The sequence below is a fragment of the Desulfosporosinus sp. BICA1-9 genome (assembly GCF_000802135.1).
Genome location: NZ_JUEE01000262.1, coordinates 1 through 19,431 on the forward strand (window position 1 = coordinate 1; position 19,431 = coordinate 19,431).

Here is a 19,431-nt window from a genome sequence, read left to right on the forward strand (position 1 = left end):
CCCTTGAGCGGGCGGATCCCTAAGGCTTTCATCCGGTCAGAGTGAAGTAAAAAGTCTAACGCCTCTTGCAATTCTTTCTTGGCAACACTCTGTCCCCCGATATCCTCAAAATCAATCGCAGTAGTGGCTATAGATACACCATTCCCGTTTTTTAGGATTTGACGTGAAAGGACTAAGGTCCAAACCAGATACGCTGCTACAAGCAGCAATCCAATCGGGAAGACATTATATCCCAAAACCATTAAAAAGGCGAAAACCCCCACTACAAAACCTATTATAATATCAAGTTTCATGTTCTCTCCCCTTCATCGGTAATATCTTACTCTTTTTCTGTTGGCAGAAATTTCTCTTGCCCATCTCGTTCGATTACTTCAATAAGTTGAGCATCTCCCTGATTCATGAGTACGTATATGGCATCATTATCCATCTCTAATTCAAGCTGTACGCCTGCTTGTTCCGCCTGTATCCTTACATTTTGGGCCATTTCCGTGAAATTTCCACGCGCTATACCTTCTTGTATGGCAAACTGAATTTGTCCATATAGTTTTTCGAGAGTTTCATTCTTATGATCTTTAAATCGAATTGGAACATCTTCAGCTAATTTCACTAGAGTTTGACTTGTCTGACGAAGGTTCACCAATTGATCAGTAACCACAACCATCTCTTTCTCGCCACGATTAGTCACCACTTTAGCGGAAATGACGCCTGGAATTTGCTGACTTTGATTCAAGATCAAAACATCAACCCACTTCTTTTGATAGATAAGTTTGCCTCCAAGGAGCAAACCAAATATCAGGAACCCTACAAGGCTAATCAGCAGTATCCGCTGTCTCGTCATCTCTTCTTCCTCCATTATGTCATACTTAATGCTACATCACACAATATATCAACATTATAGCACGTAGTATATCATTCTGAAGCAATAACTTGTATCCACATCTGGAAAAACAAGGTATTTATACTTCATCGACTCCAACATTGACCATGGACAGACAACAGAGCCAGTTCTTCTATCTTAAAAACATGTGAGGCGACGGTCCTTTTAACTCACGCACTCCCAAAACGCTTCGAGAGACAACGGGGACAGTTCTTCTATCTTAAATCAGAAGAACTGTCCCCGTTGTCTGCGTATTTGTCTCTCAACTTGAACGTTATTGTGAATCACTTATTTACGTAATAATTTTCGGGATTTCCTAAAATAATCAAGTCCGGATATTACCGTGAAAAACAAGGCTATGTATAAAAGAGGTTGGCCAATGTGAATCCCGATCAGCGAAAGAGGCCAGTCTTGTAATAAAAGTGCGGAAATCGCCACTACCTGAGTAATGGTTTTAATTTTGCCAAGTTTGCTGGCACTAATCACTACCCTATCCACTGAAGCGACCATCCGAAGTCCCGTCACAGCAAACTCTCTCGCCAGGATAGTCCAAGCAATCCAAGCATTCACCTGCCCGAGTTGAACTAAGGAGATGAGTGCCGCAGATACTAGCAGCTTATCCGCCAATGGATCCATGAATTTACCCAAGTTTGTAACCTGGTTACGCTTTCGAGCAATATAACCATCCAAACCATCCGTCGCTGCAGCTAAAATAAAGATCACAGCAGCGACTATCTCTTGATGGGGGAACAGTGTATACCCTTTTGGTACTTTAAGAAGTAACACGGTCATAAACACGGGTATCAAAACAATTCGTGCTAGAGTTAAACGATTGGCTAAATTCACGAGACAACCACTCCCATTAAATCGTAGCTATCCGCCTCAAGGATGCGAACTTTGATCATGTCCCCCACATGAATCGACGCCTGAACCCCCGTGATATAGACTTGGCCATCGATTTCAGGAGCATCCCCTTCGGTTCGGCCCATCCATCGTCCGTCCGGTAGTTTTTGCTCAAGTAGCACAGTTACAATCCTATCAACCCAACGTTGTTGCCGCTGCCCAGAAATTGATTGTTGTTTCTGCATAACCAGGTCTCTGCGTTGCTCACGAATCTCTGGCAAAACCTGATCCTCTCTTTGACCTGCAGGAGTACTTTCCTCTTGAGAATATGAAAACACTCCCAGGCGGTCAAACTGAACACGCTGTATGAAATCAAGCATCGTCTGGAATTCTTGCTCTGTCTCTCCCGGAAAACCCGTGATCATAGTCGTTCGAAGCGTAATGTCAGGCATTGCAGTGCGCAATTTTCCAATCAGTACTTCTGCTTCCTCGATCGTACCTCTTCGATTCATTTCTTTAAGAACCTTATTATTGGTATGTTGCAATGGTAGATCAATATACTTACAGACCTTAGGTTCTTGACGCATAACTTCAATAAGTTCATCTGTAAAACGCTCAGGATAACAATACATTAAGCGGATCCATTCAATCCCTTCAATCCGAGCCAGCTTGCGAATAAGCTGAGGTAGTCGCAGTTCTCCATAAAGATCATGTCCATAGCGGGTCGTATCCTGGGCCATCACCATAATTTCCTTGACCCCTTGAGATGCCATATTCTCAACTTCTCGGATCACGGACTCCTCCGGACGGCTACGGAAATTCCCACGCACAGAGGGAATAACACAATAGGTACAATAGTTATCACAGCCTTCTGCAACTTTAACATAAGCTAGATAATCCGGGGTAGAACGTTTACGAGGAGTTTTCTCATCATGAAGAAAATCGGGTTTTCCTTGTTTTAAAAGGGATAAGCGCTCCCCTTTAGTCACTTGCACCAATTTAGTGATTTCATCAATATTTCCAGTTCCCAACACACCATCTAATTCGGGAATTTCCAGCATCAATTCAGACCCATATCGTTGAGCTAAGCATCCTGTCACAAATAAAGCTTGACAAGAACCGCGATCCTTGAGACTAGCCATTTCAAAAATCGTTTCAATCGATTCTTCCTTTGCCGATTGTATAAAGGTACACGTATTGACGACTATGATATCCGCCTCTTCAGTATTATCCGTTAAAATATGATTCTCGGCTAGCAATCCTAACATTACTTCGCTGTCCACTTGATTTTTTGGACAACCTAAAGTAACAACAGCAACTTTCTTCGTCAACGTTACACCTCATATCATTGGTTTACCTATCTTAGTATAAACCAACACTTCCACAAGGTCAAAAAATAAAATATAACTTTCCTAAAATAATACCTCTGCCACGCAGCAGTGAACCATCCTTATTTGTTAAGATCCTGCCTACTCGCTGTCGCAATATAAATCACATTCTCCCCGATGTTCGTGGCATGGTCAGCAAATCGTTCGAGGTAACGGCCTACGAAGATTAGGTACATTCCCTGGTCTAAGTTTTCCGTTGCTTCAGTCATAATCACTAAAAGATCCCGTACGACTTTTTTGTAGAGACGATCAACTTGGTCATCTAGCTCAGCCAGTTCATGGGCTAGTTCCATGTTCTCACTTGCGTAAGCTTCTAAACCCTGCCGCATCATCCCAAGTGCCATTTCCGCCATCTGCGGAATGTCCACCAGGGGTTTACAGAGAGGTCCATCGATTCTTCGTACAATTTTTGCAATGTCTATTGCTAAATCAGCCATTCTTTCCAAGTCTGTCGATATTTTCATAGCCGAAATGATTTTACGCAGGTCTTTGGCAACGGGTTGCTGTGTGGCAATTAATAGCACACACAGATCATCCACTTGTCGTTCAAAGTCATTGACCTTTTGATCCTCAGTAATCCAAAAATTCGCTTGTGTGCGGTCTAGGGATAATAGAGTTTCCATGCACCCTTTTAGAATCCTGCCGACTTCTTCACCCATATCCTTAAGTAACTTTGTCAAACCGAGTTGACCTTCATTGAGTGACTGACGCATTAATATCCTCCTTCTTTATCCAAAACGACCTGAGATATAGTCTTCTGTCCGTTTATCATGCGGATTTGTAAAAATATCCGAAGTTGGTCCATGTTCCACAAGCTCTCCATTCAGAAAAAACGCTGTGGAATCAGCAATTCGAGCGGCCTGTTGCATATTATGCGTGACAATCAGAATGGTGTAATTGACTTTTAATTGCCGAACCAATTCTTCAATATGCATCGTGGCGATCGGGTCTAAAGCAGAAGCAGGCTCATCCATTAGTAGTACCGATGGTTCCACTGCCAGCGCCCTAGCAATACAAAGACGTTGTTGTTGTCCACCTGATAAGCTCATGCCTGAGTAATTCAAGCGATCTTTTACTTCATCCCATAAAGCTGCCATACGCAAACTTTTTTCCGCAATAGCTTGTAGCTTTTGTTTATTCGTCATTCCATTAAGCTTTACACCTGCTATAACATTATCATAAATACTCATCGATGGAAATGGATTGGGTTTCTGAAATACCATACCTACCATCTTGCGCAATGCGACAGGATCTCGATCATAAATACTTACCCCTTCTAAAATAATTTCGCCCTTTACTTTTGTCCCCGGCATGGTCTCATGCATACGATTTATACAGCGGACAAACGTAGATTTTCCACACCCCGACGGACCGATGATGGCCGTAACATGATTTAGTTCAATTTCCATAGTTATGCCTTTAAGAGTTTTATTGGACCCATACCAAGCTTCAAGATCACGCACACTTAAACTCTGACCCATTAAGAAACTACCTCCTAGTTGCTCCGCGATCGAAAGGCAAAACGCGCACTCAAATTCAGAATAATCACCAGGGAAATCAAAACAAGTGATCCTGCCCAAGCTTGTTGATGCCACTCTTTATAAGGAGATGTTGCATACTGAAAAATTTGCACGGGTAAGGAAGCCATGGGTTCATTCAGAGAACGTGCCCAATACTGATTTCCTAAAGCTGTAAAAAGGAGCGGTGCTGTTTCGCCAGCTACCCGGGCCACAGCGAGCATCGCCCCAGTGATGATCCCTTTGGCTGCGGTCGGCAAGATAATTCTCAAAATAGTTTTTCCCTTGGAAATTCCCAATGCATAGCCCGCCTCTCTTATCGAATGAGAAACGAGTTTTAACATTTCTTCTGTCGAGCGAATGATCAGAGGGATCATAATAATCGCTAAGGCTAGTCCTCCAGCTAGGGCCGAGAAATTACCCATTTTTAAGACGACTGCTGTATAGATCACGATACCGACAATAATCGAAGGAATTCCTGTTAAAACATCCGTCGCAAAGCGAACTCCGACACTTAGCCAGCTATGTCGATCATACTCTGTTAGATAGATTGCTGCCAGGATCCCGATGGGGATTCCAATGAGGCTGGCGATTAAAACCATAATTAAGGTTCCCACGATGGCATTGGCCATACCTCCCCCCGATAAACCCATGGCCTTGGGTAAGTTCAGAAAGAAATCTAAGCTTAATGCTCTAAAACCATGCTCTACAACATAACCAAGAACTCCAAACAACGGAATTAGAGCGATGATCGTCGCAAAAATAAAGATACTCAGCATTATCCAATTTACAGACTTACGGAGGGATTTCATACAAGATTACCTCCCTTCGGACCCTGTGCTACAGACCAAATCAGTAATCGAGCAAAAACATTTAGAATCAGGGTTATTCCAAATAGGATAAGTCCTATCTCTACCAGCGCACTCAAATAAAGATCGTAGGTCGCCTCTGTAAATTCATTGGCAATCACCGCTGCCATCGAATAAGCGGGAGCAAACAAGGAAGGGAGAATATCGGGGCGATTTCCGATTACCATGGTGACTGCCATAGTTTCGCCCAGCGCACGTCCTAAGCCCAGCATGATCCCACCCATGATTCCTGATTTAGCATAGGGAAGAACTGCCAAGCGAATCATTTCCCACTTCGTAGCCCCCAAGGCCAGGGCTGCTTCTCTTTGCATATTGGGAACCGCAGCCATCACCTCCCGAGAAATCGCTGCAATTGTAGGAAGGATCATCACCGCCAAAATCAGCCCTCCTGCTAACATCCCAAAACCTACTGGGGTGCCTTGAAAGAGAGGGAGAAACCCTAACCATTTGGCCAGTCCTGGTTGAACAGTTTCCCTCAGCCAAGGAGCTAAGACGAATATCCCCCATAATCCGTACACTACACTGGGAATAGCTGCCAACATCTCCACTAAAAAGCCAACCACTGTACGAACCTTAGAGATGGCCATCTCATTGAGGAAAATGGCCACACCAAGGCCGATTGGAGCTGCCAAGAGCAATGCTATGAGCGAAGTCACTATCGTCCCATATATAAAGGGAAGTGCCCCAAATTGTTCCTTTACAGGATCCCAAACACGTCCAGTAATGAAACCAAAACCAAACTTTTGGATACTTGGGCGCGCTGCGTGGAACATCTCCCACCCCATCCAAACCATGAGAACCACAACGCTAATTGCCATCAAGAGCGTCAAAATTCGCAAGGTTTGATCTCCTATGGACGTCTTGAATTTATTTTTCTTGCTCATATTCAGATCCTTCCGCCTTCTCGTCCAGCTCTAAAAAAATGCCAAACATGTTCTATACTTCACTCAAACGAGTTTTTTCTAGAGAACTTCCCTTCATTTCTACTTTAAGATCGGCTGTCCTTGAAATGTGACCGATTTAAGCATCACTTCTTCACGGCTGATTAAGCTCGCAGGCAACTTTGGGTAATGCAATTCTTCTGAAAGATTCTGACCGTCATGAATAGCCCAGTTTATAAAGTTTACTAGGGCCGTTCCTTTGGCCTTGTCCTTTTGATCCTGATAGATTAACGCCCAAGCGAAACCAGCTATTGGGTAGGCGTCAACACCGGGAGCATTGACAATCGACACCCTCATATCTTCCGGAATCGTTGCTGCCGCTGCCGCTGCAGATGTTGATTGAAGAGATGGGACGATCCACTTACCCTCCTTGTTTTGCATCGTGGCATAAGATAAATTGTTTTGAACAGCATAGGCTAGCTCTAAATATCCGATCGTACCAGGAGTTTGTTGAATCACCCCTGCCACACCAGCATTTCCTTTTCCACCTATCCCAACTGGCCAATTCAAGGATGTTCCTTTACCCACCTTACTTGACCACTCTGGGCTGACACTGGTGAGATAGTCTGAGAAAATATACGTTGTCCCACTCCCATCTGAACGACGAGCAACCGTAATTTTTGTGTCTGGCAAAGATACACCCGGATTTTCGGATGCAATCCGCTGATCATTCCAATGGGTGATTTTGCCAAGGAAAATATCTGCAAGTACTGCAGGACCAAGTTTGAGATTTTTCGGAACATTGGGAGCATTATAAGTGACTGCCACCGCACCTAAGGTTAAAGGGATATGCAGGATTTTTCCACCTTTAGCAACTTTTTGTTGATCCTCTGTCATTGGACCATCCGTCGCTCCAAAATCAAGGGTTTGCTCTGAGACTTGTTTAATTCCTGCCCCACTACCAGTGCTTTGATAATTAATTGTGATATTTGGATTATTCTTCCGATACTCTTCGATTTGTTGATTGAGTAATGGAAAAACAAAAGAGCTTCCAGCACCAGTTAGATTGACCGGTGCAGCCTTCTCTTGACCAGCTGGGGTACTCGGGTCCTGCGCTCCGCAACTTACGAGAGTAACCGCTAGCATACCTATGATGACCGTTGTTAGAAATTTACCCATTTTCCTAAACATAAATTTCCTCCTTGTCGGATATTTTTTTCACCGACCAAAAATAATCTGTTCCTTAATATTCCCTGATGAACTCTAATCTATCTCTGTGTAAAGTTTGTGTTAAATGGCAACATTTAATGTGTGAAGGATAAAAGGAATTATTAATTCCTTGTCGAACGTCGAATAAGGTCCTAAGAAACTTGAGTGAGGTGTCATATTTGTTAGATAAATCCATAGATCCTGTCGATACCTGTGGTTGTGGTGACACAGGATATTTAACAACCCGTACAGTTCCCATCGACTTGGCTCACGGAGCCGGGCAGATTAAAAATGTTCCCATCTATCACTGTCGTTCCACAGCCTGCGAAGAATATACGTTACCCACTGTTGTTGCGCGCCGTCTCGAAGAGATCGCGGAACAGATGGAAGAGGTAGCGTCATCTGAAGTGGTCTTCACTTGGGTAAACCAAACAGAGCCCGCGCTCAATTCACCTTCTGAAGCCTCCCTCGACCCACTTTCTGAAGCCCAGGTCCAAGCCTTTACCCTACAGTTTGTGAACCGCGAGTATGAAGATGCCCGTGTTGTACTGGTTGTCCCCGGTCACGCTATCTTTTTAAAAAGTATGCTTGAAGACAATGAATACTACCTGCTTCGTTATGAACCAGAAAGTCGCAGGTCGGGTATAGTGTTCTCTTTTCACAAGTTTTACTATGAAAAATTAGAGTTTTTCTACGATGAATTCATCGAATGGTCTGAGGATGGACACCTTAAAGAAATCGGGCAGATTACTATGGATGAAGTAGAGGATGCACTGAATGATGAATTTGGGGAATTGGCATAGCGGAAACGGATGCAAGTGGGAGGAAGTTTCTTAGCATCCTACGGCGATAAGTGTTCGTTGTTGGTCAGCGCCTTCGGCGATAGTCTCCACCGGAGACTATCGTGTTCGCACATCCTACGCCGATAAGTATTTCTTTTGAGATCGCGGCTTCGGCGATACTCTCCACTGGAGACTATCGTACTGGAGACTATCGTGTTCCATTGCTATTCCCTTGTCGCTAAGGCTAAAACTCAAAACCTCTGGGCTTTCTGCAAGTGAACCGTTGAGTTTCTTAACGCCTTATCGACTGCGCTCATTGACGCAATTCCTCTCACATGCTCTCTAAGCTAAGAAACTTCCTCCGGCTTGGGGTCCACGGGATTTGGAACGATTGAAGCTCGGCTTTGCAAGTTGGGTGAGCAAGTTGGGGTCGGTTCTTGACTTGCACCCTTGACTTTCACTGACTTGCATGCGTAGTGAACTTGTCCATTACGTTTATTAACGCCTTACCGACTGCGCTCATTGACGCAATTCTTTTCACATTCAAATAAAAATTGACCCTAAGCCGTTATTCGGCTTAGGGTCAATTTTTATTTAGTTACTTATCTTTTCTTGGCTCCTTGAGGTTTTCTCTTGCCTTTATTGATATGGCTATCAGAGCCCCTTTTGTATCGTCCCTTTTCTGTTTCTTTTGCCTCTTCGCTCTGAGGCCCCTTTTTTCCTGCTGTACTTTTATACGGGGCTTCCGTACTCCGAGCATCCTTGAAGCGCCCTGGTTTACCTGCTCCACCCTTATAAGGGGCTTCCGTACTCCGATTATCTTTGAAGCGATCTGGCTTGCCTGCTGCACCTTTATATGGGGCTTCTGTACTCCGGGCATCCTTGTAGCGTTCTGGCTTGCCTGATGCGCCTTTATACGGGGCTTCTGCACTTCGTGCTTCCTTGAAACTCCCTGGTTTGCCTGCTGCGCCTTTATAAGTGGTTTCCGTACTCCGCGCACCCTTAAATCGCCCTGGCTTGCCTGCTGCGCCTTTATATGTTTTGCTTGACGTTTCTTTGATCGGCACGTCTTTGTCTTGAACTTCTTTACCCACTCCCGCAGCGTCCTTCTTCTTCATACCTGATCGTCTTACGGGTCCTTTTTTCCTCTTAATTGGACTGCCTAGACCGCCTACACTGTCTGGTTCCTTCTGATCGTCTCGCACAAACCTTCTGGGCCGAATAAGGCATTTGGGCCCGTACCCGATAAGATCCTCTCGATGTGCTTGGTGCAAGGCTTCTTCGACTAATTTATGGTTTTTCGGGTTCCGATATTGGATCAGTGCCCGCTGCATCGCTTTTTCATGTAAGCTACGTGGGACATAGACCGATTCCATGGTTTGAGGATTTAAGCCGGTGTAGTACATGCATGTGGAGAGGGTTCCCGGGGTTGGAATAAAATCCTGAACTTGTTCTGGATTAACTCCCATGTCACGGACATATTCAGCCAATTCGATTGCTTCTTTAAGTGTGCTCCCTGGATGAGAAGACATTAGATAAGGGACAAGGTATTGTTCCTTACCTAGCTTTTCGTTCGTTTTCTTAAACTCCTGAACAAAGTCCTCATAGACAGCCTTGCCAGGCTTACCCATGAGACGAAGAACTGTATCGCTGACATGTTCCGGGGCGACTTTTAATTGACCACTGACATGATGCTCACAAAGTTCGCTAATAAACTTTGAATTTCGATCGGCTAACACTGCATCATAACGGATACCAGACCGTACGAACACTTTTTTTATCCTTGGCAAACTACGAAGACGACGCAAAAGATCTAAGTATTCCGTATGGTCATTTTCCAGTTTCGAGCACGGTTCAGGGAAAAGACACTGCTTATTGGAACAGGCTCCCTTCGTTAATTGTTTTTGACACGCCGGACGTCGAAAGTTCGCCGTTGGACCCCCTACATCGTGAATATATCCTTTAAAACGAGAATTCCAGGTCATTTGCTCAGCTTCCCGAATAATCGATTCTGAGCTTCGACTTTGGATGATCCGCCCTTGATGAAAGGTTAACGCACAAAAAGCGCATGCTCCAAAACATCCCCTGGCACTGGTAAGACTAAATTCCACCTCTTCAATAGCCGGAACTCCCCCAAGTTCTTCGTACGACGGATGATATGTCCCCATAAAAGGTAGTGCATAGATGGCATCCATCTCTGCTTGAGTCAAGGGAAGCGAGGGTTGGTTTTGTAGTACACTTTTTCGCCCATGGGATTGAAACATGGATTTCCCCTGGAACGGGTCCTGCTGGTTATACTGCACCCAAAAAGCCTCGGCATATTTTTTCTTATCCGAAGTCGAAGTAACATCATCAAAACTTGGCAGAACTAGGGTACCTCGGGGTACTACATCCCCCGTCAAAGGCACCATAGTTCCTCTAACATCCGTAATCTGATCAATCGGTATCCCATTTTTTAGATGCTTGGCAACTTCAACGATGGTTGTCTCCCCCATCCCAAAGACAAGCAAATCCGCTTGGCTATCCAAAAGGATGGAGCGTCGAACATCATTACTCCAATAATCATAGTGGGCAAATCGTCTCAACGAAGCTTCGATCCCCCCGATTATCACTGGGACACCAGGCAGTGCTTCTCGAACCCGATTAGAATAAGTGATGGTGGCTCGGTCTGGGCGAAGTCCCGATTTGCCACCAGGAGAATAAGCATCTTTGTGCCTTTTCTTTTTAGCCGCCGTATAATGATTAACCATGGAGTCGAGATTCCCTCCAGAGATCAAACAACCCAAGCGGGGTGTTCCCATCACACGGAAAGCTTTAAGATCCTTCCAATCAGGCTGAGCCACGATTCCTACGCGAAAATCATGCTTTTCTAAAACACGAGCAATGATCGCAATTCCAAAGCTTGGATGATCCACATAGGCGTCGCCAGTAATGAGGAGAAAATCAAGTTCATCCCAGCCCACCGCCTCCATATCGGCTCGATTCATAGGTAAAAAATTTCGTGTACGCATTAGTCTCACCTTTCTAGTTTAAACACGTTTATCATCTGGCCTTAACTTTGATAAACACTACTTTTTTTTCGCAACCATAAAAATACTCTCGCAACCAATGCGAGAGCCTAGTTTGGGCTTTTGCAATTCCTACTAAAAGTCTGGCAAACCAACAGATCGTGAATGGTAGCATGTCAGTCTTTTAGTCATTGTAGCTAGAGTTTAACTAGTTTGGCATAGGAAGCGGTTAGATTAATGAATCATCATGGAATCAAAGGTTTTGCTTCCAACGTATTGCGAATAATATTCACGTCTACGCGTCGATTTTTTGCCCGCCCCTCGGCCGTTTCATTGGTATCAATCGGTTGATATTCACCATATCCAATGGAACGAAATCGAGCTTGGTCAATACTATTCGACTGCAACAGATACTTCATAAAATTTAAGGACCGTCTTGAGCTTAAATCCCAATTAGATTCAAATTCATAATTTTTTATAGGGATATTATCAGTATGCCCCGCTACCTCTACTTTGTAACCAGGATACATGCTTAACATTTCCGAAATGACCGCAGCAAGTTTTTGAGCCTCTGGTTTTACCACAGCCCTACCTGAGTCGAATAAAGCATAATCCTGAATCGTAATTTTCAGCATATCGTTGTTGACATAGGTCTGAAGTTGTAGGGTCAGCCCATTTTCCATAATGTAGACATCAAGCTTTTTCTTGATTGCTTCCATGTCCTGTTTTTCCTTGTTTATCAGGTCCTTAAGCTCTTGGTTTTGGTCTTGGTTATTTTCCTCCAATTTCTTGAGATCATTGGCAGAAACGTCATCTATAGATATTGTATTGGATTGTTCAAAAACACTTACGCCTCCGTTAAAGGCACTGCTCAAGCCTTGCATAACCTGGGCATATTTTTTTTCATCGACTTGACTAGAGGCAAACAAAATAATAAATAATGCCAATAATAACGTCAGCAAGTCTGCATAAGGAATCAACCATGTTTCATCGATATGTTCCTCATGATGCTCTTTTTTATGTTTTTTCAAGACTTTTTTCCTCCATAGCGGTACGTTCAGTAGAAGAGAGGAATACTGCAAGCCTTTGGTTAATTGATAATACAGGCTCGCCCGCTTGAATCGCTAAAAGGCCTTCCGCCATCATCATCTTAACTTGTGTCTCTTTTTTAGATTTTTGTTTTAATTTATTAGCCATGGGGTGCCACAAGACATAACCCGTAAAGATCCCCAGCAACGTGGCGACGAAAGCAGCGGAAATCAAATGTCCTAAGGCTTCTATCTCGTTTAGATTACCCAAGGCTGCAATCAACCCGACAACCGCCCCTAGTACCCCCAGGGTCGGTGCATAAGTTCCTGCTTGAGTAAAGATAAGCGCACCTTGTCTATGACGTTCCTCCATGGCCGAAATATTTTCCATGAGCACGTCACGAATAAATTCCGGGTCATTCCCGTCGATGACCATGCGCATTCCGTTTCTTAGAAATTCATCATCAATTTCCTCAGCTTTACTTTCAAGGGATAGCAAACCCTCTCGACGACTGACTGTTGCCCATTCCCCAATCTGTTGAATCAGTTCACTTTTAGAGACCAATGCTTGGGAAGTAAACATGATCTTAAAGAGCTTTGGTACTACCTTTAAGTCCTCCATTGGAAAACCAATAAATATACATGCTACGGTACCCCCAAAGATAATTAGTAGTGCTGCAGGGTTCGCTAAGGATACCAGACTAGCGCCTTTCAAAACCATTCCCAACCCGACAGCAATGACCGCAAGTATCAAACCAATATAGGTTGACTTTTCCATTCTTAATAGTCCTTTCTATGTAGCGAGTAATTTAGTATCTATTCTATATTGGTTCGACATTTTCCTGCAAATTTATGTATACTCACTGGGAATATAAACTAGCCAAAATTAACCATGATTCTTCTTGGTCTTGAGCGTGAGCTTATAACTTCTAAAAATGAGAGCTTATTGTAATAGAAATCCTAGTTTCATAAAAATGCTTGGCAAAACTTGCCAAGCATTTTTATGAAATATTAAGGCATTCCATCTTAGTGAGAAACTTCTCCCTTATCGGAAATTGATAAACTGCAGTTCAATTCCAAAGTCTTCTTTACGTAATAAGGCAATAGCCGCTTGAAGATCATCTTTATTCTTGCCTGAAATTCGTATTTCTTCGCCTTGAATTGAGCTTACCACTTTAAGTTTACTATCTTTTAAGACCTTATTGATTAATTTTGACTTCTCTTGGGCAATCCCTTGAACCAGTTTGACTTCTTGCCGGACTGTATCACCAGCAGCTGTTTGAGCCTTCCCATATTCCAAGGCTCTCAAGGAAACCCCTCGCTTGACAAGTTTACCCTCAAGAATGTCAACGACATTACTCAACTTAAAATCGTCGTCAGAAACCAAAATAATCTTTTCACCCTCAAGTTTAATAGAGGATTTACTGTTTTTAAAATCGAATCGCTGTGCCAACTCTTTCTGGGCCTGGAGGATTGCATTCGTTACCTCAGGGATATCTACCTTGGAAACGAGATCAAATGAAGAATCTTTTGCCAAAATCTAACGCCCCTTTATAGCTATTCATTACAACTGATTTAACATATCTTTAGTTAATACGACATTACGTCGAACTTCTCCTGCCTTCCCTAACATTGGTAAGGCTCTGCCGTTTAAAGTAACCGTCAGACCCCCGGCATTTCCAATCGAGACCAGTTCAATTTTCTCTGTCCCTTTGACTTCTTTACTGGTTCCCGCTGCAAATGTTCCCTGAAACGGTGCCTGACCGTCAATTCTAACCTCAATCCAACAGGGTTGAGTGAAAACTAGCTGAGCCGTCAAGCCATCCTGTGCATTGGGCGGGGTAGTTTGAAGTGACGACTCTGAAGCACTTGGAGGTGGCGATGTGGTTGCAGTATCTGTCTTCGGTGCACTGATTAAAGGAGGAGCTGTATAAGGAGTATCCGGAATTGCATTCTCTGGTGAATACAAGCCCTTGGCTGCATAGGCAATCAGCATTAAAACAGCCACCCCCCCGATAATCGCTGGTCTAACCCACAGCGGACGAGATTTTGGCGACACTTGAAGTGTTTTTAGAACAGGTGGGGCACTTGCAACATCAGGCGTCAGAGTAGCACTGTACAGGGCAATAATTTCATCAGAGTTTAGCCCAAGTTGTTTTGCATAAGTACGCAAATATCCCTTAGCATATGTTGGGCCAGGGAGTATCCCATAATTTTCCTCTTCAAGAGCCTGGATATAGCGAACACGGATCTTCGTGATTTCCTCAGTGTCAGTTAAGCTCCATTCTTTATTTTCCCGAGCGGTCCGAAGCAATTGCCCTTCTCCTGCCATAGTAATACCCCCTATTCTCTGATCAGCTCATATCGAACGCCGAAAAACTCATCGCGATATCTTCCATACAAATTACATCGTCTTCATGATGGCGAATTTCAATGATGAAATCAAACTCTACCTCTAAGCGCCCATCTCGATTAAAGACGTCAGGATGTTCAATAACCTTGAGAGTTGGCATTTGTAACGTTTTTTCTAATAAAGACCAATGGGCATCGTTTCCTCGCGTGGTACTCGTAATTCCGTCAATTAGAAAAATACTATTCTCAGACTCATCTAGTAATAACTCAGTCCGTAAAGCTTGACGGATAAGGGTTGAGGACAATAAGATCCAGCGTTTATTAGCATACACACAGGCAGCAATAGCTGCTTCAGTCTTACCCACTCGAGGCATTCCTCGGATCCCAATGATGCGATTTCCGCCTTCAAGCAAAGTATCCCCCAAAAAATCAACCAGCACACCTAATTCCTCACGAACAAATCGATAAGTTGGTGGATTAATCTCGGCCATGTCTAAACGCTTGCCATGTCGTAGCGCTATTCGATCTAATAGAGTAGGAATACGATATGCAGTGACTTTAATAGAATCAACCGCTAAGAGAGCCTCCAACAATGCTTTAACTTTACCCTCTGATAGGGTCTCCAAGAGAAGACCACGTCGGCTCTGTCCAATCCCCGTAACCGATAAAATATTGAGACCCAGCATTCCAATCAGTGTCGTCACAGCGCCGAGTAAACCAGGCTTATTTTGCTGAATATCGTATTCCAAGTAAAGGAGATTCTCTACCTGGTTGGGCCACCTTCTCTTCAAGATAGCATTCCAACTCCCTTAACGCCTGCACAGGATCTTGATGGTTAATGTAAAACGCATACTCTGAGCTAGGTTCATTTGGGTAAGCATAAAGCTTATCATAATAGTCCACCAGTAGACGCTCTGTAAACAAATCCAGGCGGTTGGTTTCCAATAGAGTCCGTAATTCTTGTACTTTGACATGCCCCAACGTTTTGATCAATCGTTCTAAGGCAATTCCAATCTCCTGAAGTGCATCAGGAACAGATGTATACTCCTGTAAGAGGCGTTGAACTCTATTAACCAAGGAGTCATATTGAAGTATTTGAATTCCCTCTTGCATCGCTGTAAAGAAAACGGCTGGCAAGGTAACCCTTCCAATTCGCTTACTCTCACATTCTACAATAATATAAGGAAACTCCTTTAATAATTCAAGTTCCTCGTACAATAATCCTTCAAACTTTTTTTGAGAGGGTGGATTTCCTAAACCCATGGCACCAAAAACAGACCCTCTATTATTAGCAAGCCCCTCAAGATCAATCGCGGGATATCCATCCCCTCGTAACTGACCTAATAGTTCAGTTTTTCCCACTCCAGTATTTCCGCGCAACACCACAACCTTAAAGGGCAGCTTAGCTTCGAAAAAATCAACCACTTGGGCGCGATAGGCTTTATATCCCCCTTGTAAACGGTAAACCGGGATCCCCATCAAATCAACAACCGTTGCCAGAGATTTGCTTCTCATTCCGCCTCGCCAACAGAAAAGGACAAGCGGACCACGTTTCGCAAACTCCCCCACCTTCTGGACTAAATCCGGAAGTTTTGGGCTGATAATGTTTAAGCCTTGTTCACGAGCCAAACTGGGGGAAGACTGTGTGTAGGTTGTACCCACCTTAGCCCGTTCTTCGTTATTAAAAAGAGGAAGACTTACAGCACCCGGGATGGTTGCTTCAGCAAATTCGCCCTCAGAGCGTACATCGACAAGTATCGGTTGCCCTAATGTCTTCAATTCTTGTACAGTGATCTCCTTAATCATCCTTAATTCCTTCCAACTCGACTATATACTATCTATCTTATCATAAATCTTATACAAAGATTATGCAACTAGTGTGCAATTTCATCAACCCATTGGCCAAATTTTAATTCAAACTGCCCCCTCGTCATTAACACTTCGCGGGGTTTAGAGCCTTCGTATCCCCCGACAACCCCTTTCTCTTCTAGGAAATCCATCAACCGAGCTGCTCGTGTGTAGCCTATACGCAAGCGGCGTTGTAACATAGAGACCGAAGCCGTTCCGCTTTCTATAAAAATCTGAGCTGCTTGATAAAAAAATTCATCTTCCATCTCTTCTTTTTTCGTCGTCCCAAGATCCATGTTAGGGATTTCCTGATACTCTGGCTTCGCCTGGTTCTGCAGGAATCCAACCACATTTTCTACTTCTTTATCCCCCAAGTAACACCCCTGCACCCGCAATGGCTTACTCATACCCATTGGATAATAGAGCATATCTCCACGACCTAAAAGTTTCTCTGCCCCATTCATATCTAAAATAGTCCTCGAGTCTGTTTGTGACGAAACGGCAAAGGCAATCCGGGAGGGAATGTTGGCTTTGATGATACCCGTAATGACGTCAACCGATGGACGCTGGGTCGCAACAATTAGATGAATTCCTGCCGCACGAGCCATTTGGGCCAAGCGGCAAATCGCATCCTCAACATCTCCAGGCGCTACCATCATCAAATCGGCCAACTCGTCAATGATCACTACTACATAAGGGAGCGGTGGATGCTCATCCTTTTTGTCCTGGGTACGCAGAAAATTATACCGGACGATATCTCTCACACCAGCTGCAGCAAATAATTCATAACGGGTCTCCATTTCCGTCACAATCCATTTTAAAGCACCCGCGGCCTTTCGAGGATCAGTAACTACCGGTGCAATGAGATGAGGAATTCCATTATAGTTCGCGAGTTCAACCATTTTGGGATCTACCAATAAAAACTTCACTTCATCTGGACGAGCGTTAAACAAGATACTATGAATCAAGGTGTTAATACAGACAGATTTTCCAGAACCCGTAGCTCCTGCAATGAGTAGATGGGGCATTTTTGTTAAATCGGCAATAACCGGAGTCCCCGTAATATCCTTGCCCAAACATAAGGCCAACTTACTCGCTGTTCCTTGATATTCCGCCGTTTCTAGGACCTCTCGGAAATGAACCATCGCGATTTCTTTATTGGGTACCTCAATGCCAACCACGGATTTTCCAGGAATAGGCGCCTCAATACGTACATCTGCCGACGCTAAGCTCAAAGCAATATCATCCGCTAGATTCGTTATCTTACTCACTTTCACGCCTGGCGCAGGTTGTGCTTCATAACGTGTAATAGCAGGCCCTTGCGTGACTTGAGTTACCTTGATCTTGACTCCAAAACTACCCAAAGTTTCTTCCAGAATCTTGACATTGTCCGCTAAATCCTTATTAAGTCTAGGGTTTTTGATTTTTAAAGATTTGTTTAATAACGAGACTTGAGGAAGCTGAAAATTTCCGTCTTCTCGAGTCTGACGAGAAATAGGAGTACTGGTCACTTTTCCAGGTGGTATAATCGTATTTTCTAGCTTTCCAGCGGCCATCTTTTCAAATCCTAACTGCCCTTTGGCTGGAACGTTCGTAAGGTAAGGAGGCTCATTAGGATCTTCTAAGGTTTTAATGACTAAGGGTCGTTCTGCTAAATCAGGGTCAAGAGCCTGTGAACTCCGTTTTAAAGGAGTACTCTTTTTCGTATGCAGTTTTGTTTCTGCGTTACTCCCCTCCTGAGATTCCAATCTCTCTTTAAGGGTTTCCTCGTCCTCAGAGTTTTTCAGAACATCAATAAAATCCCCCATTTGGTGTTTAATCCATATCCCAGATTCTTTGCTGACCTGACCTACTCCTTGTACTCCTTGAACCAGCGAACGATTAGTAATCAGCAGAGCGCCCATTAGCGCTGCCATCACTAACACAACATAACTACCTAAAACGCCAATTGTAGTTTTTAACACAATTGCAATTCCTGCACCAACAAGTCCGCCGCCATGGCCAAGTAGACCTTCATCCAGCATGTCCGCCTTAGAGAATCCCTCAATTCCTGGTAACTGCAGGTGCAAAATCCCAACAAAAACAAGCCAAAGAAGAATTACTCCTGCGGCCTTTGATCCCAGACGCGGCGTTTGCTTATTCATAAAGGCAATACCCCAGGCCCCCACCATGAGGGGAATGCAAACTCGTCCCCCTCCTGCTAAAACAGTTAGAACCTGTTTAATTTGTCCACCAACCACTCCGCTCCTGTCAGAATAAAGCGCGACCAGCCCCAAGCAAGCCATTCCGACAACGAAAACTCCCATGACTTCATTGCGTATTGTCTCTTTCAAGGTACTTACTCTCATGTTCACCCTAGTATTCATGGTGCGGCGTCTTTTAGCCTTCGCCACAGAACAGTCCTCCAAACGTTCATTATTTTTAGGTCCTTAACAGTAGGCCTACCTAGTAGTCCTCACCTTATATAAATTCCACACGAGTAAGCGTTTTCCTGTTTGTTCCCGAAATATAAAAGGAAAACTGGCTGACGCTAAGCCTTGGCGAAGACGGCCACTTCTTGCCATCACGACACCTTGCCATCCATGGCGGTGTTCTAATCTCAACCCTCCTTGGTTGAGTCATGGCGATGCTCTAACCTCAACCCTCCTTGGTTGAGTCATGGCGATGCTCTAACCTCAACCCTCCTTGGTTGAGTCATGGCGATGCTCTAACCTCAACCCTCCTTGGTTGAGTCATGGCGATGCTCTAACCTCAACCCTCCTTGGTTGAGTCATGGCGATGCTCTAACCTCAACCCTCCTTGGTTGAGTCATGGCGATGCTCTAACCTC

The 19,431-nt window shown here is 44.1% G+C and carries 17 protein-coding genes and 1 pseudogene; 1 reads left to right on the forward strand and 17 read right to left on the reverse strand.

Annotated features, from left to right (window positions below; all coding sequences use genetic code 11):
* The 9 genes and pseudogenes from JL57_RS32680 to pstS form a co-directional block, all read right to left on the reverse strand.
* Positions 1-293, reverse strand: a pseudogene (locus tag JL57_RS32680) (ATPase); the annotation flags it as partial.
* A 26-nt stretch (positions 294-319) separates the two neighbouring features.
* Positions 320-838, reverse strand: a complete 519-nt coding sequence (locus JL57_RS32685; protein WP_034145790.1) for a hypothetical protein — start codon at positions 836-838, stop codon at positions 320-322.
* A gap of 327 nt (positions 839-1,165) precedes the next feature.
* Positions 1,166-1,723, reverse strand: a complete 558-nt coding sequence (gene pgsA / locus JL57_RS32690; protein ID WP_034146046.1) for a CDP-diacylglycerol--glycerol-3-phosphate 3-phosphatidyltransferase — start codon at positions 1,721-1,723, stop codon at positions 1,166-1,168.
* Positions 1,720-3,051, reverse strand: coding sequence for a 30S ribosomal protein S12 methylthiotransferase RimO (gene rimO, locus JL57_RS32695; protein ID WP_034146047.1), 1,332 nt, complete (start codon positions 3,049-3,051; stop codon positions 1,720-1,722). The genes pgsA and rimO overlap by 4 nt, the downstream gene beginning before the upstream one ends.
* Positions 3,052-3,170: 119 nt before the next feature.
* The gene (phoU, locus tag JL57_RS32700) at positions 3,171-3,821 is read right to left on the reverse strand and encodes a phosphate signaling complex protein PhoU (RefSeq protein ID WP_034146048.1); all 651 of its coding nucleotides are present in this window, start codon (positions 3,819-3,821) and stop codon (positions 3,171-3,173) included.
* Positions 3,822-3,836: 15 nt separating this feature from the next.
* Entirely contained in the window at positions 3,837-4,589 is a 753-nt protein-coding gene (gene pstB, locus JL57_RS32705; protein ID WP_034146049.1) for a phosphate ABC transporter ATP-binding protein PstB, read from the reverse strand.
* A 14-nt stretch (positions 4,590-4,603) separates the two neighbouring features.
* Complete coding sequence (pstA, locus tag JL57_RS32710) at positions 4,604-5,437, reverse strand: phosphate ABC transporter permease PstA (RefSeq protein ID WP_034146050.1); 834 nt, start codon at positions 5,435-5,437, stop codon at positions 4,604-4,606.
* Positions 5,434-6,378 carry a phosphate ABC transporter permease subunit PstC gene (gene pstC, locus JL57_RS32715; RefSeq protein ID WP_034146051.1) on the reverse strand — a complete coding sequence of 315 codons (945 nt, stop codon included), beginning with the start codon at positions 6,376-6,378 and terminating at the stop codon, positions 5,434-5,436. The genes pstA and pstC overlap by 4 nt, the downstream gene beginning before the upstream one ends.
* Positions 6,379-6,477: 99 nt before the next feature.
* The gene (gene pstS / locus JL57_RS32720; protein ID WP_034146052.1) at positions 6,478-7,566 is read right to left on the reverse strand and encodes a phosphate ABC transporter substrate-binding protein PstS; all 1,089 of its coding nucleotides are present in this window, start codon (positions 7,564-7,566) and stop codon (positions 6,478-6,480) included.
* 197 nt (positions 7,567-7,763) lie between these two features.
* On the opposite strand from pstS, the gene JL57_RS32725 reads away from it, so the two are divergent.
* Positions 7,764-8,387, forward strand: a complete 624-nt coding sequence (locus tag JL57_RS32725; RefSeq protein ID WP_034146053.1) for a hypothetical protein — start codon at positions 7,764-7,766, stop codon at positions 8,385-8,387.
* Positions 8,388-8,968: 581 nt separating this feature from the next.
* Here JL57_RS32725 and JL57_RS32730 read toward each other — a convergent pair.
* The 8 genes from JL57_RS32730 to JL57_RS32765 form a co-directional block, all read right to left on the reverse strand.
* Entirely contained in the window at positions 8,969-11,377 is a 2,409-nt protein-coding gene (locus JL57_RS32730) for a YgiQ family radical SAM protein (protein WP_034146054.1), read from the reverse strand.
* Positions 11,378-11,619: 242 nt separating this feature from the next.
* Positions 11,620-12,405: a flagellar motor protein MotB gene (locus JL57_RS32735; RefSeq protein ID WP_034146055.1), complete on the reverse strand. Its 786-nt coding sequence runs from the start codon at positions 12,403-12,405 to the stop codon at positions 11,620-11,622.
* Positions 12,392-13,180 (reverse strand): flagellar motor stator protein MotA, encoded by a 789-nt coding sequence (gene motA, locus JL57_RS32740; RefSeq protein ID WP_034146056.1) that lies wholly within the window; start codon positions 13,178-13,180, stop codon positions 12,392-12,394. The genes JL57_RS32735 and motA overlap by 14 nt, the downstream gene beginning before the upstream one ends.
* A 267-nt stretch (positions 13,181-13,447) precedes the next feature.
* A complete protein-coding gene (locus JL57_RS32745) occupies positions 13,448-13,939 on the reverse strand; it encodes a YajQ family cyclic di-GMP-binding protein (protein WP_034146057.1) in 492 nt (163 codons plus the stop codon).
* 27 nt (positions 13,940-13,966) lie between these two features.
* A complete protein-coding gene (locus JL57_RS32750; RefSeq protein WP_034146058.1) occupies positions 13,967-14,734 on the reverse strand; it encodes a RodZ domain-containing protein in 768 nt (255 codons plus the stop codon).
* A 22-nt stretch (positions 14,735-14,756) separates the two neighbouring features.
* Positions 14,757-15,503, reverse strand: coding sequence for a DUF3388 domain-containing protein (locus tag JL57_RS32755; protein ID WP_291300863.1), 747 nt, complete (start codon positions 15,501-15,503; stop codon positions 14,757-14,759).
* Complete coding sequence (gene mnmH / locus JL57_RS32760; protein WP_034146060.1) at positions 15,478-16,560, reverse strand: tRNA 2-selenouridine(34) synthase MnmH; 1,083 nt, start codon at positions 16,558-16,560, stop codon at positions 15,478-15,480. The genes JL57_RS32755 and mnmH overlap by 26 nt, the downstream gene beginning before the upstream one ends.
* Positions 16,561-16,628: 68 nt before the next feature.
* Positions 16,629-18,968 carry a DNA translocase FtsK gene (locus JL57_RS32765; protein WP_291300864.1) on the reverse strand — a complete coding sequence of 780 codons (2,340 nt, stop codon included), beginning with the start codon at positions 18,966-18,968 and terminating at the stop codon, positions 16,629-16,631.
* Positions 18,969-19,431 lie beyond the last annotated feature (463 nt).

What these genes read in the sequence shown, in the direction of transcription:
- pstC (WP_034146051.1), bottom strand. Translation starts at nt 6,378, where the DNA reads ATGAGCAAGAAAAATAAATTCAAGACGTCCATAGGAGATCAAACCTTG.
- phoU (WP_034146048.1), bottom strand. Translation starts at nt 3,821, where the DNA reads ATGCGTCAGTCACTCAATGAAGGTCAACTCGGTTTGACAAAGTTACTT.
- JL57_RS32685 (WP_034145790.1), bottom strand. Translation starts at nt 838, where the DNA reads ATGACGAGACAGCGGATACTGCTGATTAGCCTTGTAGGGTTCCTGATA.
- JL57_RS32750 (WP_034146058.1), bottom strand. Translation starts at nt 14,734, where the DNA reads ATGGCAGGAGAAGGGCAATTGCTTCGGACCGCTCGGGAAAATAAAGAA.
- mnmH (WP_034146060.1), bottom strand. Translation starts at nt 16,560, where the DNA reads ATGATTAAGGAGATCACTGTACAAGAATTGAAGACATTAGGGCAACCG.
- pstS (WP_034146052.1), bottom strand. Translation starts at nt 7,566, where the DNA reads ATGTTTAGGAAAATGGGTAAATTTCTAACAACGGTCATCATAGGTATG.
- pstB (WP_034146049.1), bottom strand. Translation starts at nt 4,589, where the DNA reads ATGGGTCAGAGTTTAAGTGTGCGTGATCTTGAAGCTTGGTATGGGTCC.
- JL57_RS32730 (WP_034146054.1), bottom strand. Translation starts at nt 11,377, where the DNA reads ATGCGTACACGAAATTTTTTACCTATGAATCGAGCCGATATGGAGGCG.
- JL57_RS32765 (WP_291300864.1), bottom strand. Translation starts at nt 18,968, where the DNA reads ATGAATACTAGGGTGAACATGAGAGTAAGTACCTTGAAAGAGACAATA.
- pstA (WP_034146050.1), bottom strand. Translation starts at nt 5,437, where the DNA reads ATGAAATCCCTCCGTAAGTCTGTAAATTGGATAATGCTGAGTATCTTT.
- motA (WP_034146056.1), bottom strand. Translation starts at nt 13,180, where the DNA reads ATGGAAAAGTCAACCTATATTGGTTTGATACTTGCGGTCATTGCTGTC.